This is a genomic window from Thermoplasma acidophilum DSM 1728 (assembly GCF_000195915.1).
Classification (GTDB): domain Archaea; phylum Thermoplasmatota; class Thermoplasmata; order Thermoplasmatales; family Thermoplasmataceae; genus Thermoplasma; species Thermoplasma acidophilum.
The window spans coordinates 1,337,356-1,357,146 of record NC_002578.1 but is presented as its reverse complement, the minus strand read 5'-3'; the positions used below and the strand labels follow the sequence as shown (position 1 = coordinate 1,357,146).

General features: G+C 46.4%; 27 protein-coding genes and 2 tRNA genes. 6 read left to right on the top strand and 23 right to left on the bottom strand.

Going from position 1 to position 19,791, the window contains the following annotated elements:
• Nucleotides 1–2 precede the first annotated feature (2 nt).
• Nucleotides 3–1,991 (top strand): potassium-transporting ATPase subunit KdpB, encoded by a 1,989-nt coding sequence (gene kdpB / locus TA_RS06760; protein WP_048162408.1) that lies wholly within the window; start codon nt 3–5, stop codon nt 1,989–1,991.
• Nucleotides 1,988–2,605 carry a potassium-transporting ATPase subunit KdpC gene (gene kdpC, locus TA_RS06755; protein ID WP_241761829.1) on the top strand — a complete coding sequence of 206 codons (618 nt, stop codon included), beginning with the start codon at nt 1,988–1,990 and terminating at the stop codon, nt 2,603–2,605. The genes kdpB and kdpC overlap by 4 nt, the downstream gene beginning before the upstream one ends.
• Before the next feature lies 1 nt (nt 2,606).
• Here the strand turns inward: kdpC and TA_RS06750 are convergent, their stop codons facing one another.
• Nucleotides 2,607–3,425, bottom strand: coding sequence for a universal stress protein (locus tag TA_RS06750; RefSeq protein ID WP_048162067.1), 819 nt, complete (start codon nt 3,423–3,425; stop codon nt 2,607–2,609).
• Nucleotides 3,426–3,623: 198 nt separating this feature from the next.
• Here TA_RS06750 and TA_RS06745 point away from each other — a divergent pair, with 198 nt between their 5' ends.
• Nucleotides 3,624–4,109, top strand: a complete 486-nt coding sequence (locus TA_RS06745) for a hypothetical protein (RefSeq protein ID WP_010901712.1) — start codon at nt 3,624–3,626, stop codon at nt 4,107–4,109.
• On the opposite strand, the gene TA_RS06740 is transcribed toward TA_RS06745, so the two are convergent.
• Nucleotides 4,110–5,066, bottom strand: a complete 957-nt coding sequence (locus TA_RS06740; RefSeq protein ID WP_010901711.1) for a mevalonate-3-kinase — start codon at nt 5,064–5,066, stop codon at nt 4,110–4,112.
• Between the two features lie 95 nt (nt 5,067–5,161).
• Between TA_RS06740 and TA_RS06735 the strand changes: the two genes are divergently transcribed.
• Nucleotides 5,162–6,148, top strand: coding sequence for a GHMP family kinase ATP-binding protein (locus TA_RS06735; RefSeq protein WP_010901710.1), 987 nt, complete (start codon nt 5,162–5,164; stop codon nt 6,146–6,148).
• Nucleotides 6,149–6,167: 19 nt separating this feature from the next.
• Here the strand turns inward: TA_RS06735 and TA_RS06730 are convergent, their stop codons facing one another.
• The 4 genes from TA_RS06730 to TA_RS06715 form a co-directional block, all read right to left on the bottom strand.
• Nucleotides 6,168–6,335 (bottom strand): preprotein translocase subunit Sec61beta, encoded by a 168-nt coding sequence (locus tag TA_RS06730; protein ID WP_010901709.1) that lies wholly within the window; start codon nt 6,333–6,335, stop codon nt 6,168–6,170.
• Between the two features lie 56 nt (nt 6,336–6,391).
• Complete coding sequence (locus TA_RS06725; protein ID WP_010901708.1) at nt 6,392–6,775, bottom strand: hypothetical protein; 384 nt, start codon at nt 6,773–6,775, stop codon at nt 6,392–6,394.
• Nucleotides 6,776–6,919: 144 nt separating this feature from the next.
• Nucleotides 6,920–7,120: a hypothetical protein gene (locus tag TA_RS06720; RefSeq protein ID WP_156778541.1), complete on the bottom strand. Its 201-nt coding sequence runs from the start codon at nt 7,118–7,120 to the stop codon at nt 6,920–6,922.
• Nucleotides 7,121–7,222: 102 nt separating this feature from the next.
• A tRNA-Pro gene (locus TA_RS06715) sits at nt 7,223–7,295 on the bottom strand.
• A 115-nt stretch (nt 7,296–7,410) separates the two neighbouring features.
• Between TA_RS06715 and TA_RS06710 the strand changes: the two genes are divergently transcribed.
• Nucleotides 7,411–8,235 carry an SPFH domain-containing protein gene (locus tag TA_RS06710; RefSeq protein ID WP_010901707.1) on the top strand — a complete coding sequence of 275 codons (825 nt, stop codon included), beginning with the start codon at nt 7,411–7,413 and terminating at the stop codon, nt 8,233–8,235.
• Here TA_RS06710 and rsmA read toward each other — a convergent pair.
• The 13 genes from rsmA to psmA are packed head-to-tail and all read right to left on the bottom strand — an operon-like array spanning nt 8,168 to nt 15,296.
• A complete protein-coding gene (rsmA, locus tag TA_RS06705) occupies nt 8,168–8,887 on the bottom strand; it encodes a 16S rRNA (adenine(1518)-N(6)/adenine(1519)-N(6))-dimethyltransferase RsmA (protein ID WP_010901706.1) in 720 nt (239 codons plus the stop codon). The genes TA_RS06710 and rsmA overlap by 68 nt on opposite strands.
• Nucleotides 8,884–9,432 (bottom strand): DUF655 domain-containing protein, encoded by a 549-nt coding sequence (locus tag TA_RS06700; RefSeq protein WP_010901705.1) that lies wholly within the window; start codon nt 9,430–9,432, stop codon nt 8,884–8,886. The genes rsmA and TA_RS06700 overlap by 4 nt, the downstream gene beginning before the upstream one ends.
• 13 nt (nt 9,433–9,445) lie before the next feature.
• Nucleotides 9,446–9,763, bottom strand: a complete 318-nt coding sequence (locus TA_RS06695; RefSeq protein ID WP_010901704.1) for an RNA polymerase Rpb4 family protein — start codon at nt 9,761–9,763, stop codon at nt 9,446–9,448.
• Nucleotides 9,760–10,056, bottom strand: coding sequence for a 50S ribosomal protein L21e (locus tag TA_RS06690; protein ID WP_010901703.1), 297 nt, complete (start codon nt 10,054–10,056; stop codon nt 9,760–9,762). Before TA_RS06690 ends, TA_RS06695 begins: the two co-directional genes overlap by 4 nt.
• Nucleotides 10,056–11,225, bottom strand: coding sequence for a tRNA pseudouridine(54/55) synthase Pus10 (locus TA_RS06685; protein ID WP_010901702.1), 1,170 nt, complete (start codon nt 11,223–11,225; stop codon nt 10,056–10,058). Before TA_RS06685 ends, TA_RS06690 begins: the two co-directional genes overlap by 1 nt.
• A gap of 3 nt (nt 11,226–11,228) precedes the next feature.
• Complete coding sequence (locus TA_RS06680; RefSeq protein ID WP_010901701.1) at nt 11,229–11,366, bottom strand: DNA-directed RNA polymerase subunit P; 138 nt, start codon at nt 11,364–11,366, stop codon at nt 11,229–11,231.
• A complete protein-coding gene (locus TA_RS06675; RefSeq protein ID WP_010901700.1) occupies nt 11,363–11,605 on the bottom strand; it encodes a 50S ribosomal protein L37ae in 243 nt (80 codons plus the stop codon). Before TA_RS06675 ends, TA_RS06680 begins: the two co-directional genes overlap by 4 nt.
• Nucleotides 11,606–11,610: 5 nt before the next feature.
• Complete coding sequence (rrp42, locus tag TA_RS06670) at nt 11,611–12,393, bottom strand: exosome complex protein Rrp42 (protein WP_010901699.1); 783 nt, start codon at nt 12,391–12,393, stop codon at nt 11,611–11,613.
• A gap of 2 nt (nt 12,394–12,395) precedes the next feature.
• Nucleotides 12,396–13,133 carry an exosome complex exonuclease Rrp41 gene (gene rrp41 / locus TA_RS06665; protein ID WP_048162062.1) on the bottom strand — a complete coding sequence of 246 codons (738 nt, stop codon included), beginning with the start codon at nt 13,131–13,133 and terminating at the stop codon, nt 12,396–12,398.
• A complete protein-coding gene (rrp4, locus tag TA_RS06660; protein ID WP_010901697.1) occupies nt 13,102–13,812 on the bottom strand; it encodes an exosome complex RNA-binding protein Rrp4 in 711 nt (236 codons plus the stop codon). Before rrp4 ends, rrp41 begins: the two co-directional genes overlap by 32 nt.
• 50 nt (nt 13,813–13,862) lie before the next feature.
• On the bottom strand, nt 13,863–13,997 hold the full coding sequence (locus tag TA_RS08370; RefSeq protein WP_277770685.1) for an SBDS family ribosome assembly factor: 135 nt from the start codon (nt 13,995–13,997) through the stop codon (nt 13,863–13,865).
• Entirely contained in the window at nt 13,994–14,557 is a 564-nt protein-coding gene (locus TA_RS06655; RefSeq protein WP_241761828.1) for a ribosome assembly factor SBDS, read from the bottom strand. The genes TA_RS08370 and TA_RS06655 overlap by 4 nt, the downstream gene beginning before the upstream one ends.
• A 37-nt stretch (nt 14,558–14,594) precedes the next feature.
• Entirely contained in the window at nt 14,595–15,296 is a 702-nt protein-coding gene (psmA, locus tag TA_RS06650; protein ID WP_010901695.1) for an archaeal proteasome endopeptidase complex subunit alpha, read from the bottom strand.
• 135 nt (nt 15,297–15,431) lie between these two features.
• Here psmA and TA_RS06645 point away from each other — a divergent pair, with 135 nt between their 5' ends.
• Nucleotides 15,432–16,811 (top strand): MFS transporter, encoded by a 1,380-nt coding sequence (locus TA_RS06645; RefSeq protein ID WP_010901694.1) that lies wholly within the window; start codon nt 15,432–15,434, stop codon nt 16,809–16,811.
• Nucleotides 16,812–16,923: 112 nt separating this feature from the next.
• Here TA_RS06645 and TA_RS06640 read toward each other — a convergent pair.
• The 4 genes from TA_RS06640 to metG all read right to left on the bottom strand — a co-directional run bounded on the left by TA_RS06640 (nt 16,924) and on the right by metG (nt 19,293).
• Nucleotides 16,924–17,004 (bottom strand) — tRNA-Ser (locus TA_RS06640).
• Nucleotides 17,005–17,016: 12 nt separating this feature from the next.
• Nucleotides 17,017–17,610, bottom strand: coding sequence for a 50S ribosomal protein L15e (locus tag TA_RS06635; protein ID WP_010901693.1), 594 nt, complete (start codon nt 17,608–17,610; stop codon nt 17,017–17,019).
• An 82-nt stretch (nt 17,611–17,692) separates the two neighbouring features.
• The gene (locus TA_RS06630; protein WP_048162057.1) at nt 17,693–18,946 is read right to left on the bottom strand and encodes a replication factor C large subunit; all 1,254 of its coding nucleotides are present in this window, start codon (nt 18,944–18,946) and stop codon (nt 17,693–17,695) included.
• A complete protein-coding gene (metG, locus tag TA_RS06625; protein ID WP_083808330.1) occupies nt 18,946–19,293 on the bottom strand; it encodes a methionine--tRNA ligase subunit beta in 348 nt (115 codons plus the stop codon). The genes TA_RS06630 and metG overlap by 1 nt, the downstream gene beginning before the upstream one ends.
• Nucleotides 19,294–19,791 lie beyond the last annotated feature (498 nt).

Here is a 19,791-nt window from a genome sequence, read left to right as displayed (position 1 = left end):
TCATGAAGGTGTATGAGGAATTTCTGCTTACGCTTAAGAACATGAGGCCGGACGTCATAATCCATAACCCTGTCATGTTCCTTACGGAGATGTCCCTCTTTCTCTCCGTCTTCATATACGCATTCCCAGGCTTCTTCGGTGTGCCATCGTCCACCACATACCTTCAGTTCTACCTTGCAGTTGTAATTCTTCTCTTTCTTACGGTGTTCTTCTCCAGCATGAGCACGGCCATGTCAGAGGGCAAGAGCAAGGCCATAACGGATTCGCTTAAGAAATTCAAGACTGAAGTGACTGCACATGTGATCAGGGACGGCAATCCTGTTGATGTGAAGTCAACGGATCTGCGCAAGGGTGACATCATAGTGGTCTACCGTGACGAGATCATACCCATAGACGGCGAGGTTATCGAAGGTTCGGGATACGTCGACGAATCAAATGTAACTGGTGAATCAAGGGCCGTGATGAAGGTCATCGGCGACACCGTAACAGGTTCCACCAGGCTCGTCACCGATAAGATAAAGATAAGGGCAACCGCCGATCCTGGGAGCACCTTCATAGACAAGATGATCGATCTGGTTAACAGGGCAACGAGGGAGAAGACTCCCAATGAGATAGCGCTAACCGTCTTTCTGTCGGGCCTGACCCTCATATTCCTGATCATAACTGCTTCAATATTCTCCATATCCCATTACTACGGCAGAACAGCCAATGTGATGATGCTGATAGTCCTGCTCATAGCGCTCATACCCACAACCATAGGGGCGCTCCTTCCTGCGATTGGAATAGCCGCTATAAACAAGGTTTCAGAATACAACATAATAGCCAAGAGCGGAAGAGCCATAGAAAATGCCGGAGACATAGACACTATAATACTCGACAAGACGGGCACGATAACTATAGGGGAGCGCCAGGCAGTTCGCATGTACCCGAACAAAGGCGTAGACGATAAGGAGTTCTACAGGATGTGTGCACTGGCCTCATTCTATGACCAGACGAAGGAGGGCATATCCATACTGAATCTGGCTAGGAGCAACGGTATAACCGTGTCGGAAGAGGATCTGAGAGGCTACAGTTTCATACCGTTCTCATCCGAAACCAAGTACAGCGGGCTTGAATCTGATAGCGATTACATAATAAAGGGATCGCTGCACGCCCTCAAGGAGAAGTTCCACGTTGCGGATGAGTTCATAGAGGCACTGTGCAAGGAAATATCCATGAGGGGTGGAACTGCGATACCTGTGGTACACAATGGCAAATTTGCAGGAGTCATAGAGCTACAGGATCTCATAAAGCCCGGTATAAAGGAGAGGATAGCGGAAATAAAGAACATGGATATAAAGACGGTCATGTGCACCGGAGATGATGAGGTAACGGCACAGTACATATCTGCTCAGGTCGGACTTGATGAATACATAGCCAATTCGAAACCCATAGACAAGTACAATGTCGTGATAAGGGAGAAGGAGAGGCAGAGGATGGTTGCCATGGTCGGGGACGGCACCAACGATGCACCCGCACTTGCCAAGGCAGACGTTGGCCTTGCAATGAACAACGGAACCCAGGCTGCAAAGGAAGCAGCCAATATGATCGATTTAGACAGCAACCCGACAAAATTGATGGATGTCATATTCCTGGGCAAGCAGATACTAATAACCAGAGGAGCTCTCACAACATTCAGCATAGCAAACGACATATCAAAGTACTTCGTCATCATACCTGCCATCTTCTACATGTTTCCAAGCCTTTCCATGGTCAATGTGCTGGATCTGACCGATCCGATAGTTGCGGTAACATCTGCGCTGATTTTCAACACAATAATCATAGTGTTCCTCATACCGCTGGCGCTTGGCGGTGTTAAATACAAGCCAACGTCCATATCCGATCTGCTGAAGAGAAATATAATGATATACGGCCTCGGTGGTGTCGTTGTACCGTTCATAGCCATCAAGCTGATCTATATGCTCCTTGTTGCCCTGGGGGTGGTTTGGTGAAATCATATCTTAAGGCATTGGTATTCGCCGTGCTGTTTCTGTTCATACTGGGTTTCGTGTATCCAACCGTAACATCGCTGATAACGGAACATGCGTTGCCATTCCAGTCTGAGGGCCAACCCGTGGAGATCGATGGTCACATATATGGAAGCTACCTCCTGGCCGAGGCATTCAACTCATCATTCTTCTTCCATCCAAGGCCATCAGCAATAGATTACAACCTCAGTGAATCCGGATCCTATGATTATTCGCTGGGAAATCCTGCAATGCTAAACCTGACTGAAAAGTACCTTCACCGTTTCCTCAGCGAGAATCCAGGTGTAAACATAAGCGAGATACCATACGCCATGATATCCTATTCCGGATCAGGGCTGGATCCCGGCATTCCGCTGCAGGGCGCGATCATACAGATTCCGAGGATAAGCATAGCGATCCACAATATAACAAATCTATCGGTGAGCGATCTTTATTCGTATCTGTATAACCTTGTGAACTCAACGAAAACCCAAAACTTTCCATTCTTCGGTTCCTATTACGTTAACGTTGTGCGCCTCAACGTGGACATCGTGGAATTTCTGCTCAAAGGCGGATACATAAGCCAGTCTCAGATCTGAATCACTTCTTGAAGAGTATGCTGTCAAATTCGCCAGTTTTCATGAGATCCTTGATCTCGCTGCTAACCCTTATCTTTCCATTAGGGCCGGATCTGACGCCGAGTACGAGTGCATCTGCATCTGCATTTGAAGCCTCTGAGAGTATGGACTCCTTAAGGTCGCTGCTGGTGCCTCCCTTCCTGACCGTTATGTCCCCACCGAAGTTCTCTATTATCTCGTTCATGTAATCGAATACGTAGCTGAACTTGTGCGTCGGGTTCTGATCAAAGGCCCTGAGATCCGAGAATATGACCTTTGCTCCGGTCACCTTCTTCAGGAAGAGGCCGAATGCCACTGAACCTCTTGTGTTTACAGATTCACTCAGCGGTATGTATATGGTCTTGTACGGGAAGGTCTGCGTCTTGACCGAAACCAGAGCGGTTGGTATATTCGACTTCTTTATCACGTAGTTGGACACAGGGCCTGAGGTTATCCTCGTTATTATGGATCTCTTCTCCGATGCTATTATCACTATGTCATACGAGTGCCTATTCAGCTCCTCCACCAATGCGGATTTTACGTCTGAGCTCGTCAGAATCTTCGGCACAACCTTTATGTTCTGGCTCAAACCCTCCTTATATGCGTTGGTGACAACGGTGATCTTGTTCGTCCACGTTATGTCCTTTGCCTGATCCCTGACCGTGATCGCGGTTATCTCTGATCCCATAGCGGATGCAAAGGCAAAGGCTATATGCAGTACTCTTCTGGAGCTTCTGCCCTCTGCCATCGGCACTGCAATCCTATCGAATTTGATCAGATACGGTCTAGGAATCTCAAACATCAATACTAGTACGAACGCATGATATTTAATCTTTTTGGAATTATGGAAATACAGCTGTTTTAATAATTATACTGCGTATATTTAAAATATCCGTTAAACATTGGATCTAGAATAATGAATTATCATTAAAAAATAAAAATAATACTGTGAAGTATTCTCATGTAAAAGTATAAATCAATCGTTACATATGATGGATAGTTGCAGATACATACACTCACTATAAGGCATGGGCGATCCGATCCGGAGACCGTAAGGAGCCTTCTCGGTCAGGATCAGGTACTCGTAGTGGACTACGATGCGATTCACCATCATGTGATAAACACTGCTGAGTACACCTATCTTTCCCACATGTTCGATATAATCGTGCTAAATCTTTCTGGCAAGTTGAACGACATCATAGATACCATAATGGCTGGGGCAGCGATGGTGGTCATAGATCCCTCCGTACAGGAGAAGAGGTTGCGGGAATTCTTTGATATCACGGAAAACATAGCCATGCCCTACAGGGGCGACGGCCATTCCGAAGCATTCTCACAGCTTGGAGGGCAGTATTTTGTCACGGACAGGGAGATAGGATATCCGTTCAAATTGGCTTACAGCACGACGGATATCTCCGGGGACAGATACATAAGGGTACTTGATTTCCCTCAGGATATCTCCGATATGATCTTCGAACGGGCATGATCACTCTGGTCTTCTATGCCAGGCACCGCCAACTATCCTGAGCATCTTCTTTTTTGAACCGAAGGTATTTTCGATCGAAAACAGCCTATCTGCATTCTCGCTTTCTACAGCCACGTAGACGTTGCTTCCGCCGGTCACGATGTAGGCATTCCAGTAATCCTTCCTGATCAGCTTCAGGTAACTGATGAGCTTCTGCATGTTCTCCCTTATCACGTTCACGCCCACGCCACGAAGTATGGAATGGTATTCCTCTGTATCTTCCTGGGCCAGATCAAATATGCCCTTTATGTCGTTTGTCTTTGCGTACTCCTTGATCATGTGCGCATGTTCATCGGCATGCTTCTTCCTGGCCGGATAGAGATCGCTTCTCACTATATTCTGGTGTATGACATCGGACGGATTTCTCTGATAGTCAAACGCGAAGGCAACGATCGAATACCCGGAGAATGCCTCAGGATCAAGAATCTTTTCCGTATATGCATGGAAACCATCGCTCCAAGTTATTGTTAAGCCGCCGAAGAGGCTCCTGCCTGCGCTTTCGGAGACCGCCCTGAGGTCATTTTCAACATCGTGCGGATCCAGATCGGGTTTGAGGCCCAATATAGCTGCGCCTATCGATGCCGCTCCAGCATCGGAACTGCCGCTCAGTATGCCGAAGTTCTGTGAAGAATATGAAACAGTCTTCGTACCGAACGCCTCCTCGAAGACGCTTGAATAACGATCAAGCACACGCCTCACGGATCTATTGTCATCTGTCGATTCCGTACCATTGAAATATATGTGCGTAGCCTCATCGGCGTATATCCTGGTCTCGGATCTTATCGATCCGCAGGAATCACTGTATGCTATCCCTGCCGAGGTATGCAGCGGCGTCCTCGTGACGGGATTTGCTATCCCGCCCAGGAGAACAACGCCGATCGTTGGATAAGCAGTTGATCCTATTGATCTGTAGGTCATGCCAATCATACAGGCAACTGTTTCCTGTTATTGTTTTTTGCGCATGATAATGCGGATCTGAAAGAATTTAATAAGGTAGATTCAAATCATCTATAGTGTACATATCATACAGCCCTCTACGCATAACATTCGGTGGTGGTGGCACTGACGTGGAACCATTCCTTTCCAAGCACGGCGGTGCCGTTGTTAATGCAACGATCGACAGGGGCGTCTCCGTTCGCTACATAGAAGATGAATTTCAGCTGGAGCTCTCCTCGAGAGACTTTGTCCGGAGTTACATCGTGAATATGCACAGGGCTGCAAGCGTGACGAAGATGATGGCGGATTTTTTGAGCGAGGCCGGCATAACCAATGGAAGGGTCATAATGTCTGGAGATGCCCCACCTGGTTCCGGCCTTGGATCATCCAGTTCTGCTGTATCAGCGCTCATGAATCTTGTGAATTCAATAAGAGGAAGGACGGTCGATCCAGCCACGCTCGCTGAAGAATCCTATAACCTAGAAAGGAATCATTTTCACGTGGTACTGGGAAAGCAGGATCCATACGCGATAGCATACGGTGGCTTCAAGTACATGGAGTTCGGCGCGGACGGAGTAAAGCGTGAGGATCTTGGCCAATACAGCGAATTCACGACAGAACTGCAGAGAAGGATACTTCTGGTCTACACTGGAAAGACAAGGCAGAGCTCTGAGGTGCTGATGGAACAGGTGAAGGCCTCAGAGATGGGCGATGAAAAGACCGATCGAAATCTGCTGCAGATGAAGGATGTTGCGAGACGACTCAGGGATGCAGTGGTAAAAAACGATATGGATGAATTCGCACATCAGATAAATCGCGGATGGGAGATAAAGAAATCCCTCAGTTCGAGGATAACAAACGATCATATTGATAGGATAATAGCTCTTGCGTTGTCTAACGGTGCACAGGCTGCAAGGTTGATGGGCGGAGGTTCTCAGGGCTTCGTTCTTGTGATGTGCAAGCCGGAGAATCTCAACTACATCCAGAGAAGGATGATGAGCATATCTAACTTCGTCGTTAGAACGTCATTCGATATGAAAGGCACTAGGATGATCGGCCATTAGACACACTGAACTTATAATTTCATGGAGGCCAGAATATCTTGGCTATCTCAACGATGATCGCAACGGCTATGCCCATGTAAACCACGAGCTTTGGGTCGAGCGCAGGGCCCTTAATCTCCTCCTCCTCGAAATATCTTATTAGTCCCGCACCGGACTGAAAACCTTCGGATTTCCTATCGGACGCCATCTGCGATCCACCTTAAAATGAGAAGAGAATATATAACACTATCGGGGCATCCATGATCATTTCTTAGCCTTCCTTATCTGGTACAATATCATCTTATCATAGTCGACGGTGTACCTTATCTTTTTTGATTTGAGCACTTTTTCTATCTCCTCAGTTTTTTCTCGGACCTCGTCGCTCACTACTCCGCGGTAAACTATCATTTCTTTGCGGTCAAGCGGAAATACCAGCTTGTACTTGGCGTCATCCTTTATGTATCCAATTGGTTTCTTGTTTTTGTGCATCTCCTCCAGGTTCAGTTGAAGCAGGACCTGATCAAACTGCTGATCTTCAGGATTTTTCTTATTTTCGACTATCAATGAATATATATCCGGAAAGGCTTTTTCAAGCCTGCTCCATTCGAATTTATCGTCAAAATATATGTGGCCACTCCAGGTCTTCATACTGTAAACGTATGCAAACGTTATACAAGTATTTTCATTTTTTGATGAAATGATCGGATGCCAACAATCAGGAGCATGCCATAAATGAGAGAGTCAATCGGGATTGATACACCTGTACGTGAGAAGTCAGCAATTCGTACGCCATCATTCAAGCGTTTTCATATAGGAAAGCACGACCTGAATTATGTCTGCGTAATTCTCTTTATTTACTAGGATTCTATCATTTCCAACATCGGCAAATACGGAGCTCCCATCCACGTGAAAATGGATGATGTTCTTTCTCTTATAATAAAAATGACCTGGAGTCTTTTCCCTAATTCCTCCAATCATTCTGAGGCTCTCCATTAGCAACATATGATCCTTAAGATCTTCAATTGTGGCGTGCCGCATTTTAAATCAATAATACCTGGCATTTAAGGTTAGCGCAAAAATATTGTGATCGCAGTATGGGGCCGTCCGGATTTGGACCGGAGTCTCAGGCTCCCAAAGCCCGTAGGATACCAAGCTACCCCACGGCCCCATAACGCCTGAATGGAAAATTCGTTTATAAATTTGAGCCTGGCAATTGAAATGCCTCGTATCTTTAAGTAACAAAAATTACGAAAGTCTATATATTACGTTTAATATACTAAGACATGACAGGATTAGATATACTGTTGATCATAATAATCATAATAGCCTTAATAATACTGCTTTCAGGAATTCATGTCCTGAAGGAATGGGAAAGGGCGATAGTGTTAACGCTTGGAAGGTATGGCGGTATTCGCGGCCCGGGTATAATTTTCATAACGCCGATAGTCAGCAGAGGTATATACGTGTCTACACGTATACAGCCCGTACAGTTCAAGACAGAAGCCACGTTCACCAAGGATAACGTACCGGTAAACGTCGATGCCATAATGTATTACCAGGTCATCGACCCACAGAAGGCCGTCCTCAACATAGAAAACTACTCAGTTGGAACAAATTATGCTGCGCAGACTACCCTCAGGGAAGTGATCGGTAAATCAATGTTCGATGAGCTCCTGTCAGAGAGGGAGAAGATAGGTGAAACAGCAAGGGAGATAATAGATCAGAAGACGGAGGCATGGGGCGTAAAGGTAGCGTCCGTTGAGATAAGGGACGTACTCGTTCCTTCACAGCTGCAGGAAGCCATGTCGAGGCAGGCCTCAGCCGAGAGAGAGCGCAGGTCCAGGGTAACGCTGGCACAGGCCGAGGTTGAGGCAGCCCAGAAGATGGTGGAGGCATCGCGCCAGTATGTTGAGAACCCAATTGGCCTTCAGCTAAGGTGGATGCAGATCATATACGAGGTTGGCCTTGAAGGCAAGTCAAGCATGATAATGATACCATCGGAGGTGCCTGTTGCGGGATCAACCTTCTCGATGTTCGGCATCAACGATGTGCTGAAGAGCCGGAATCAAACAATAGGCGGGCAAGGCCAAGAATCTCAGAAACAGTGAGGTTTGACGGCCTCTTATCTGCCAGATCTTCAGGGCATATATCGAATATATTCGACAATTTTTTTCTTTTCTTTGAGAACATCTGTACAAGCACTCCGTCCAGGAACTCCAGAGGATATGGCTCCTCATACTTCTTCTTCTCCAGCACCAGTATGGCAGAATCAACCTCTGGTTGTGGGTTGAAGTTCTTTCTGCTCACGTACCTCTTGAGTTCAACGTTATACCTGACATGCGCATTGACGTACAGCCGTGACATGTCATCTGGAAAAGCTATCTTTTCAGCAAATTCCTTCTGCACCATTATTACGGATCTACGGAATTCAAACTCATACAGCTTGAATACTATGGGCGACGATATGCTGTAGGGAATGTTGCCTATGATATAATCATAGGATCCAGGTGCCATGTCCAGAAAATCCATGTTTATGAGGTTAAGATTCGCTGCACGTAAAGATTGGAGCTCTCCGAATATGTAACGGTCTTTTTCCACAGCGGTTATTTTGAATCCGCGTTCAACCAGTATCTTTGTCAGTACGCCATGGCCAGGGCCTATCTCCAGCACGGTACCTGGTTCACCGAGAAGGTCAACCTCATATTCGGCGATCCTCCTGCTCTGCAGGAAGACCTGGCCCATCCTCTTGCTGTACTTCATTTTGCTACGAAAAGCTTGTATTTTTCAAATCTGTCCTTAAGCTCATCGATGATCCTGTTTACGATCATCTTCTGCGGATTATGAATGCTCTTAACCCTTTCCTGCAGATCCGCAAAGGAGCTGAACGGCTTCTTCTTTCTCTCTTCGAGTATGGCCCACATGGTCTTATTGCCCAGGCCAGGGAGAAGTTCAAGGCTGTGCAGCCTGGCGTTTATTGGTTCAGCCTTGTTGAAGAATTCTATGAATCGCCCCTCCTGCTTTGAAACTATATCCTCAAGTACATAGGGCAGCTCACTCTGTGCAGCGCTTGTGAGATCCTTGTACATTATGCGTCTTCTGACCGAGAGGATCTTTTTTCTCATTTCGGGATTCTTGCCGATGTAAACCTTCTCTCCAACTGTTATGATCTCGTTTGGTTTGGGTATGAGCTCAAGCAGCTTGAACTCTGTTTCACCTATGGCCAGCACCACCGGGCTGGATCTGTAGGACCTGTCGTCAGGTCTACCCTGCGGTAAATAATCCAGAACATATGCATACTCTTCCAAAAGATCACTCCCTTCAGAACCTTAGCTTCTTAAGGTAGTCGGTAAGTGCATTTAAATTTTCGTCGGATATCATGACTCCGTACGTTGATAGAATTGCTGTGAGTTCCCCGGGAGTTTCTGGCTTAAGATCCAGTATTTTAACAAGCGCCTTTTCAGGCATATCCACTATGGATAGAATGTCCTCCCTCACCTTCTTTATCGCTTTTGGATCTATCCTTGCAAATTTCTCAGCATATGCGAGATTTTCCTTTTCAAGATCGGTAAGATTTTCTCGATTGGAAAGAAGATCGATAACCTCTGGTATGCTTATGTATTTCTTCTCCATGGTCATCCTTTGATCTTCTTAAGGTGAACCGGTGAAGCAATCACATATTTTGTGAGGCTGTCGATCTTTACCGCGACCTTATAGCAGTCGCCCTGGGGGCCCTCTACCACACCCGTGTATCCCTGAAATCTGTGATAGGGCATACCGGCGTGCACCGATGGCTCTATGTCTATGGCCACACGATCCCCAGGTTCGAACTCCTGCATGAATCTACCTATTACAGATCTTTTCCTCTCCTCAGCTGATTTTGTCAATTTTCTTCGTGATCCGGATCTCGGACCATGCGACATCTTAACCATTAATCTTCACCTCTGCAGATCTTTATCACATCCAGCTCTTTCACGTTTAGTGGTGATCCGTACATTTCGCTCAGGGAAGGCCTGGTTCTACCGCCATCACCATTGACCAGTTCCTTTATATATGTTCCGGCTTCTGCCGAAATCAATATCTCTGCTTCGTTTGCGGATACACCAACCAGATCCACCTGATCTATGCGCCTTGTCCTTACCAGATCGGATCTGCGCTGGGCAACTCTTAATGGTGTTCTCTGATAAATATTTTTTCCGGTGAGATTTATGCATGCCTCCAACAACCGGCTTTCATCTATGGGCCTGTCAGATACGACCAGAGCATCATAGACCTTCCTGTGTTTCTCAAGCTTTACTTCCGATACTGCATCATGGCTCGAGAATTTAACATCGAAAATCTCCACACCCTTGCCGGAGGTATTTATTTCTTTGACAACCGGATCCAGTTCAAATTCTCTGTATCTGGGATTCTCAACCTCCAAAACAAATTCTCTTCCGTTTCCGAGCATCCTGACATCCACGTCCTCCCTTCCAGATCCGTGAAGGTAGTAGTTTGTGCCACCGGCATATCTCGTAAATACGGATCCTATGACGCTTTCAACGGTATCACCGTTCGGCCTGTGTATCCATCTAGTCTGCGGCATGTCGCGCCTGAACTTCCTGTACTTCCCATATATGTATATGCTTCTTATCTTGACGTCAACAAAAAGGTATTCTGCATTGACCAGTATGGTGAGATCGGGGTTATCCTGCGAATACTCCTTGCCAGTTCTCGCTGAAAAGTATTTTCCGAATTCCCTGTTGAATTCCTTCTTGATACTCTCACCAGAGGATCCGAACTTTTTCTGGATATCCTCTTCCATTCTGATGGTATCCTGGGGAAATACTGATCCGACTAGAAATGTGCTGTACTGGGCATCGCCGACCTTCTTTGCAACGAGATCGTAGATATCGTCAAACCTATCAAAGATTCCGTGGCAGATGTCGCAGTTCTTAGAATCCACGAAGGAAAAATCTGGATTCCCGGTCTCACAGCCTATCGCAAACTGAAGATATTCGCCCCTTTCAAGGTTGGATATGCCGTGATAATGGTAAGCAAAAATCCTGCCCGAGCACCTCTTGCACAGGCGATAGTTGGCCAGTTCCGAGATCTGGAACATGGTCTATCTTGCTTTGATGGTTTTTTCGATGCTTGGCCTTTCCTTGACGAAGACCCTGGAACCGCACTCGCACTCTATCTCAGCAGATCCCATGGTCTTCTCCAGAGGCCTTCCGCACCTTACACATTTATATTCGGTCATCCTTCAACCACTTTTATCTCATAGGCTGGCGTATAAGATCCACCAGCGAATTTATAACCACAGTGCCTGCACTGCCATATGCCGTTGGCCACGCGCTTTACTCTCTTCTTCTTGCAGGAAGGGCATGTATAAAGGGCTATCTTCTGCTTGTAGATCTCACTCCATTCCTTCCTTATTGTCACTCCGTATCTTGGTCCAAATCTGCCCGCAACGCCAACCTTAACCGTTCTCTTTGACATGAACATCACCTGAAGTATTTTTCCCTTAGCTTCTTACCAACCTCAAGGGACATCTTGACAGCCTTTTTAACATCTTCGACAGTGAAAGCTCCTATTTCACCTTTTTGCATTGCTCTGATGTGGCCATCCTCGGTTGTCGTGACCGTTATCCTGCCGCCGCATATCTGATCCTCCTCTAGGCTGGGATCGCAGACAAGCGTATCCCCTATCTTGACCATGGTCACGGAGATTGGGGTGCTGGATACGGGTAGTTTGAAATCCTCTCCGCCCTCCTTAGATGCAGGGACAACCGCATTGCGCAGAGCAGCCACAGCAGCGATTGTACTTGCATCTATGAGGTTTCCATCATAATCAAGAACGTTTATGTCCAGAAATACTATCCAGACCTTCTTTCCCTGCTCGATCACGAGCTTTTCAGGGCTTATCATCTTGCTTTCCCTTATGCCCCTGTCCACAACGCGCGATACCTCTATCGCCAGATCGTTCGGTGGCCCCGCTTCAAAGCTGGGGAAAGCTATGGGAAGGAGCTCCACATTTGTCGTGAGGACTCCCTGATCCGGTGTGTCCGGGAATGGCTCCCCAGCCTCGATCTTCACACCAGCAACAACTCTTGTATTTCCAAGGGCGACATAAGCGGATCCATTTGCCCTGGGAATGTAATTCTCTATGATCGTTAATTCTCTGAATTCGTCGGGCAGCCTTCCATCGATCCTCTTCCCGCCCTTCATCGTGCTCAGTATGTAATTTTTCCTTATCTCAGAAAGAATTTCTGCTGATTCCTTAACCATTGTCACTCACCCTCTCCGATATCCTGTATCTTGTACTTGTTCAGGAGGGCCTCCCTCTGGATCTGTGATATTCTCTTGGTGGCTTCGAATATCATATCCATGGCCTGGTAAAGCTCATCCTCGGTGACGTCCCCATCCATCTGCATAAGAACGATATCACCGGTCTTTGGCATTATGGCTATCGGTATATCTGCCTCACCGTAGTTGTCCTCCTCTTTGGACAGATCAAGCACCATGTGGCCGTCTACCTTTCCCGCCGTGCAGCCGACGACCATATCCCGCATCGGGACACCTGCGTCAGCAAGTGCAACGGTTGCGGCCGTAAGGCCAGCTATCCTCGTACCGGCATCGGCCTGGAGAACCTCTATGTAAACGTCAATCTCGGCCCTTGGGAACTGCTCTATCATTATCGATGAGCTCAGGGCTTCCGATATTACCTTTGATATCTCCATTGTCCTCCTGTCCGGCCCCGGCCTCTTTCGCTCATCGACCGAGAATGCTGCCATGTTGTATCTGGCTTTAACTATGGCATGGTCTATGTCTTGGGAGTGCTTGGGATAAGCCTCCTTCGGCCCATAAACACCGACCATTATCTTGTTTCCTCCCCATTCTATGTATGCAGATCCATCCGCCCTGTTGAGCACTCCTGCCTGTATCTTTATCGGGCGCAGTTCATTGAAAGATCTACCATCCAGCCTAAGATTATCTTCATTGATCAGCTTTATTTTGTTGGCTTCCATCCTTTTCACCTTTCAACTCTTTCAGAAAACTCTCAACGCGTGCTGTGAGGCCTTCCGTGTGAGCCTCTCTCTCTATCATCTCGATGGCGGCTATAGCCATGGTCACTCCCTCAATCGGGCCATCTATCCATATGAGGCCATTCTGCCCTATTATTATGCGTGTGGCAGTCAGCTCCTTCACCATGTTGACCATACCGCCGCCCTTTCCTATGACTCTCGGCACACGGGAGGCGTGTATGAGAACCATATGCCCACCCTCAAGCTTTTTCAGGCCCGGTTCCTTGAGGGTCAACCAGCTCTCCTTGATCTCGTTGACGCTCATTATCTTTGCATAGATGTAGTCTCCAGCGTTCAGATACCTCTTCAGGTCGCCAGAGGACATCCTCCATGGGGTATCGTTCATGTGGAGCATTGCAAAGTAAGGTGAATTGATGTCAACTGTCCACGTTGATGGGCCCACCTCGATGACCTTGCCTATTACCTTGTCCCCCTTTCTTGGTATATACTGCCCTGAAAAAGGAACAACATCCACGAACTGATCGTTCACCTGAAGAGTTCCGAAGTACTCCGAATAATATCTGTTGTCCTGCCCTCTGTAAACCCCATTCCTCATCTTTCCCTGTACCTCTATGGGATCTCCGGGCAGCACTATTTTTTTGACGTCTCCCAATTGATACACCTTCTCCTTAACTTTGAAACTCTATTGTAATTTTCATAATATACTTTCGTTTACTGTTTGAGGATCTTTATCTGGACCTTGTCCCCGCCTCTTCTAGACAGATTCTCAATGATATCCCCCTGTATGCCGGCGGGCACCTCGAGGATTCCCATCCAAGAGCCATCCTTGCCCCACTCCTCCTTCACATGTATCCGGATTTGGCAAGTTCCCCGTAGAGCTTTCCATAGGCGTCGCCTATCAGCTTGACGGCTATCTTTGCCTTCTCTAGCCTTATGGGTATTATGGGCATGATGGCCTTTAGAACGTTCTGCACCTGATCCTCTGCTGGCTTGAGCGGATCTATCTTGACTTTTGCCTCATCCATGGCCTGTGATATCCTGTAAGGTGTGTGCGGAGTGTTCGTCTGTGGATTTATACCCTCACGTGCGATAAGATTCACTATCTGCTTGCGACGCTCATCGTACATCTCTCTTCTCTGCTCCGTAGTCAACTGTATCTGTCCTTTCTTGACAATCTCTATTGCGACCTGTGCTATAACCGTGGTCTTGAAGGCTTCTTTAAGAGAGTCATCGCTTGCCTTTTCGCCCTTCCTGACATCCTTGTATACCTCAGGAAATGCCAGATCGTTCTCTATATCTATGTTTCCCTTTCTGATGCGTTCTATCGCGTCTGGATCTACCAGAATTTCAAAATGATATCCATGCGATTCAAGGCGGGCAACGATGGCGTCCTCAACCTTTACCATACTTGGTGAATTCCTTTAAAAATAAAAATATATCACATCAGAGGAATTTTTTAACTTCCTCCTGATCGTATATCCTGTACTTATTTCCCACCGTTATTGATGCGATCTCCGGAGCCTTAAGCTCTTCGCCCTCCTCAAGGGAAGATTTCAGCGCCTTTATTCCAAGCGTCACTGCTTCCTTCTCGGGCAGGTTTTCCTTGTATTCGCGCTCAAGGAAGCTCACAACGGCATCTTTGCCCGATCCGATGGCCGTTGCCTTGTACTCATTTATAGTACCGGCGGGATCGCAGTCGAACAGCCTTGGGCCGATCTGATCTATGCCAGCGAAGATCAGCGATACACCGTATGGCCTTACGCCACCGTACTGTGTGTACTGCTGCATCTGGTCAGCAACTCTCTTAACTAGATTCTCAATATTTACAAGCGATCCGTACGTTACCTTTTCCTGCTGGGCGCTTATCCTGGCAAAGTCCACAAGTACTCTCGCGTCTGCCACCAGCCCGGACGTCACTGCGGCAACATAATCATCTATAAGCTGTATCTTTTCAATTGAATTCTGCTCAATAAGTCTGCTTCTTACCTTCTTATCGGATATCAAGAGCACACCATTTGCGAATTTCATACCGAGCGCCGTTGAACCTTTCTTAACTGCTTCCCTTGCATACTCTACCTGGAAAAGTCTACCATCTGGTGAAAAAACCGTAATCGCTCTATCGTAAGCCATCTGGCCCTGTTGCATGTTATCTCCTCCAGCCACTATAATCAGACGAATAATAAAGATTTCTTTTATCATGAAATTCGAATAATTGATATATGCTACTAATTCACGAGTAATTACTCAAATATTTTTATATGGCTTAGACATCATATTTTGATGTTTGAGGGCTTAGATTCACGCAGAATAACGTTCTTTCAGATAAAGAGCGTCATAGTCAGCGGCATAGGTATATTCTCAGATTCTTACAATCTTTACGCTATATCGCTTGTATACTATCTCGTATCTGCTTCACTGGATCTTTCTCCACTTCAGGATTCTTTGATGACTTCAGCATCCTTTATGGGCGCGGCGGCCGGAGCCTTCCTCTTTGGCTTCATCGCGGACAGAATAGGGCGAAAGCCAATGTATGGGATAGACCTTGCATTCATAGCCCTCGGTTCGTTCCTTCAATTATTCACTGTAAACTTCTATGAGCTTGTTATATTCAGGTCGATTCTGGGATTCGGAATAGGTGGGGACTACGTTCTTTCGCCGGTTATAATGGCAGAGAATGCAGACACCAGGGACAGGGGTAAACTGATGATAATGACATTCCCAATAATGGCTGCCTTTGGAGCCATGCTCGTAGCATTCGTGGATCAGATATCTCTCCTATATTTGCCGTCTAGTGCAGTTTGGCATGTTGTCCTCGCTTTTGGAGGCGTGCCAGCTCTGCTTGTTATATATCTGAGGAGAAAAATACCTGAAACGCCGAGGTTCGAAGCCAGGGTTAGGGGCAATTCTACGGAACTATCCAAGATAGAAACCGAGATCGGATCAGCCGTTAACGTGGACATAGATCGAAAACCGTTCATATCTAGGCTGCGTGCCTCGATTCTCATGATAACCGTATCCGCCGTTCTGTGGATACTCTATGACATGTACTCCACTACATTCGCCATCTACGGACCGATAACGATAGCATACAACCTTGGCCTAACCCCGATAACCTTCACATATTATGCGGAATTATTTGCTGGCATACCCGGCGCGATAATATCTGCACTTCTCATAGACCGGGTTGGAAGGCGTAAGCTCATAGTGGTTGGATATGCTGGAGTTTTCGTCTGGCTCTTAATGTATTCGCTTCTCCTTGCAAAGGCATCCATATTTGCAGGCCTTGCTTCCGATATCACACCGGCAGGCCTCATAGGAAAGGCTGCGATACTGGGATTCTTCTTCTACATAATGAACTACCTGTTTTCAGCCACAGGGCCGGCATCGATAATAGGCGGGGCGATGGTTACGCCGGAGATAACGCCAACAAAAGTCAGGGGCACCTCACAGGGAATAACTGTTGGTATTGATCGAACAGCCGATGCTGTAGGCCTCACAGCTTTTCCGATATTGCTTTCAAAATTTGGCTTATCTGCCATGGTACTGGCCTACGCCATGATAGCGGTTCTTTCCATAATAATGATCTTCATGATACCTGAAGCTGCAGGCAAGAGCCTCGAAGAGGTGTCAAAGGATTACGATACGACAACACAAATATAATTATAATTTTCAAGTAAAGCCGAACTGTTAACTTTAAATCTGAAGCGGATCAGAGATTACAGGATAATCCTATTTTAGAGAATAAGTTCAAAAAATAAGATGATTCGAAAGGCGCCGCGGGGGAGATTCGAACTCCCGATCCACAAGGGAACCAGCTCTCAAGGCTGGCGCCGTACCGCTGGGCCACCGCGGCAAAAATTGGTGCTTATCTTCTAAGCCTGCCGTTTGACCTTATTGATGGCCTGCTCTTGCTGGAACCCTTCCTGCCGGTTCTCAGGCCTCTGACCTTATAACCAGCAGATGTTAGACCTCTATAGACTCTGCCGGTATTCTGAGGTTCAGATATCCATGAGATGTGCGGATCGTTGAATATATTCGGGTGGGATCTGTCTACGAGTATGACTTCAAAGTATTTGTAGAGGCCGTCTTCGCCAACATAATACGAATTTAGAACCTCCATATTTGGATATTTATCCGCTGCTCTCTCCTCGGCTATTAACTTTAGGCTCTTCTTCCTTGTGAGCTTGTTGTAGGCCATTCTCCTTGGCCTCCTCCCGCCCATTATCTTCTCTCTGTTGCTTCCTCCACGCCTGACGCGGGATCTCACCACTATGAAACCGTCCTTGCTCTTAAAACCGAGAGCTCTTGCCCTGTCTATGCGGGTAGGATGTTCAAGCCTAACTATGGAAGGGCCATGCCTCCATTCTATCATCCTTTTCTTAACTAGATCATAGATCTCGCTTTTCTTTAAGCTTTTCCACTCTTCACGAACTGCCTGATATAAGCCACTGGATGACATTGAATTCCCCTTGACTTTACCCCTAATCAATCCAGCGTTATATAAGTTTGCTCATGATCTACCTTTCATCGATTGTTCAGGGTCATTCGCTCCTGGTAAGGACGTTCTCCTCGCCCTGAGTTAGATTGAGCTTTTCTTCAAAGAAAGTTCTCAATTTCTCGTTATGCTGGTACAGTAGGCTGTAAAACCACAGATCTTCCGAGGTCCGCTGCGCACCCATGTGAATCAGAAGGCCGATTTTCAGAGCGAGAGACATCATCGCATGCCTCTTTTCCTTCGTTTTTGACATCTGGCTTATGTAGGATGGGCTCTGATACTTTACATATTCGTGCTTCATGTTCTCAATGTAATACGCTACGCCTCCGGCGATCTCCATGGGGAAAGCCATAAGCTCGTAATGCCTTCTGCGCTCCATTGCCCACAGTATATGATCTGCATATGATATAACCTCATAGGCTGATACCAGATCCTGAAGATCAACGGTCTTCAATGGCAGATTCTCATCTATCCAGCTTACGTAGTAAGAATCATCTATGTCTGATCCGTAAATTGATCTTAAGGTATCATCGTAATTCCTCTTGAAGGCCTTATCGACCATGTAGTATACGATCTCAGGTACATCTCTGGAGCTCTGATCGCTTATGTTGGTGCCAGACACGGCGGAGGCTTCCAGATCATTTATCATGCTGCGTATATCGGGCATATTTCTATCTATTATCCGATCCACAACCTGATCTGGAAGCGTGTAACCCTCGTTCTTGAGTATGAAGATCAACCTTGCCTTTATATTTCTGCGAAACTCATTGTAATTCTTATCCAGCTTCCGTCCATATTGCTTCATCTCTATGGTCAGTGAAGCCGATATGACGTCAGAGGCATAGTTTTTCTTTCTGAATTCGAAGATATCGTTCATGGTTATGACTATGGGGTTAGCCGAGTTCTTTATTATCTTAGAAAGCTCGTATATTCCTCCGGTATCTCCGCCTCTCTCAAACATATTGTCAGCTTCATCTATGAGTATCACTTTTGATGGTCTTTTCGCAGATTCGACGAAAAGATCACCGTAGAGAGAGGCCATAAGCGCGGTACCTCTCATGCTGTCCCTATTTCTCTGGTCAGAGGCGTTCATTTCAACTACTGGAACGCCGAATGTTCCGGCGATAGCATACGCCGTTGTGGTTTTGCCTGTGCCCTGCGATCCGTAAAGTATGAGTGATCTCTTCTTTGGTATACCTTCCTTCCAGGACTCTATCCATTCCGTTATCTGCTTTCTTATTTCAGAATTTAAAATTACATCGTCAATGTTCTTCGGTCTGTATTTGTCGGCCCAGGACATCAAGATACCCTCGATCCTGGCTTAACTTCGCCGTCAACCGTCAGTAATTTAACGCCATCTTCGTTGTCAACGGCGAGGAGCATGCCCTGGCTTTCAAGGCCCATGAACTTTGCAGGTTTCAGGTTGTTGAGTATTATTATGGTTTTTCCAACAAGATCGGATGGATTATAGTAATCAGCTATGCTGGATATTATCTGCTTCTGCTCGCCTCCCAGATCCACAATCAACCTGAGCAGACTCCTGGATTTTTCCACCTTTTCAGCAGAAACGACCTTAACCGCCCTTATATCAAGCTGTCTGAAATAATTGATATCTATCTCCATTGCGCTCCTTAATTTATTGTTCATTTTAATCTTTTGTCATTGGCCTTGAAGCATCTTTAAAGCCATTATTACTTGATCATTTGGGGCAATGGACCATCATCAAGAACTCATCTGAATTTATTAAATTGATGGCTACTGAATTTCCATTTTAATCGCTTTGTGCAAATCATGACGTCGGATAGAATATCATTGATTCTTCTTCTAAGCTTTGCTGGTAAGGATACTCTCCACATTTGCAATGCCTCGAATTTTTGTGAGCCATCCCTCAGCCGAAGCATCTGGGGCTTCTTGCTGATTCATAGGACAGTCTCTGTATGTATACCGTGCAAGCTGTCTTGCCTTATCCGTACTTTTCCGAATAACTTCCTGAACGCTTTACCTAAAGAGCGTAAAGGCATCCACACAAGCTATGGATCTATCTCTTGCATCCATGCGTTCTTTCTTCAGTTCCATAAGCGTGTTTGCGGTATCAAGATGATTCAGGGAAGATTTCTCTGGATTTTTTTGTGTGATATAGTACCT